This window comes from Mesorhizobium sp. M6A.T.Cr.TU.017.01.1.1 (assembly GCF_004023115.1).
Lineage (GTDB): Bacteria > Pseudomonadota > Alphaproteobacteria > Rhizobiales > Rhizobiaceae > Mesorhizobium > Mesorhizobium mediterraneum.
Window position 1 is genome coordinate 1 of record NZ_RZTA01000268.1, and the last position, 798, is coordinate 798.

1 protein-coding gene and 1 pseudogene are annotated in these 798 nt (G+C 56.8%); one reads left to right on the plus strand and one right to left on the minus strand.

From position 1 onward, the window contains the following. The first annotated feature begins 211 nt into the window (after positions 1-211). Complete coding sequence (locus EOB36_RS33915; RefSeq protein ID WP_095487275.1) at positions 212-352, plus strand: DUF1127 domain-containing protein; 141 nt, start codon at positions 212-214, stop codon at positions 350-352. A gap of 193 nt (positions 353-545) precedes the next feature. On the opposite strand, the pseudogene EOB36_RS33920 reads toward EOB36_RS33915, so the two are convergent. Next, positions 546-798: pseudogene (locus tag EOB36_RS33920) on the minus strand (lysine transporter LysE); the annotation flags it as partial.

Genomic DNA, 798 nt, shown 5'->3' on the forward strand with positions numbered 1-798 from the left:
GCTCAAGGAAGCGTGGCGGGCGCATGAGCGGATGGGGGAGGGCGAGCATATTGGCGAGAACGTGCTCGACGTCGGCTGACGGGCGGTAAACAAGCTGAACAAAAGCTTAATTGTGCAATGCAACAAACGCATTGCGGCCATGCAAAAGCGTCTGTTCAACTTTTCATCAACGATGCCTATTTGAGCGGCATCGAAACGATGGAGGACTACCATGAACCCGATCCGTGCTTTCCGTAACTGGCGCATGTACAATGAAACCGTGCGCGAACTGAACCGCTTGAACGCCCGTCAGCTCAACGACCTCGGCATCAACCGTGCCGACATTGAGAGGATCGCCCGCAAGGCGCTTTGATCTCGAGTGTAATCTCGCCCGAAAGCATCAAGCCGCCTTTTTGTGCAGCGGCGTTTCGGTCCGAGATCATGCTTTAGAAGCCAGAGCCGCAACAGACGGGTTTTCCCGTCGCCGGTTCCGAGCCCGCTGGACCCTGTCTGGCGGGTTTTGTCGTTTGAACTCTGTGTAACAGCGGCGGCTGCGCGTATCTTTCTCAATAACCAAGTGCGGCAAAGCCGAGCGCCACCAGGGCCCCTCCCAGCACGATGTCCGCATGCTTTCGGAAACGACTGTAAAATCGCCGTGTGGCCGGTTGGGAGATGGAAAGGCCGAGAAGACCAAACCAGGCGATCGCAATGGCAAACACCAATGCGACCACGGACAGGTGAGTTGCCCCGCGAGCATTTAAATTCAGCGTCGAGGATGCGAAAAACAGCGCGGTGGCAGGATTTGCCGCTGCCGTGATA

Bases quoted from the DNA above. Each gene is read 5' to 3' on its own strand.
- EOB36_RS33915 (WP_095487275.1), top strand. From the start codon at position 212: ATGAACCCGATCCGTGCTTTCCGTAACTGGCGCATGTACAATGAAACC.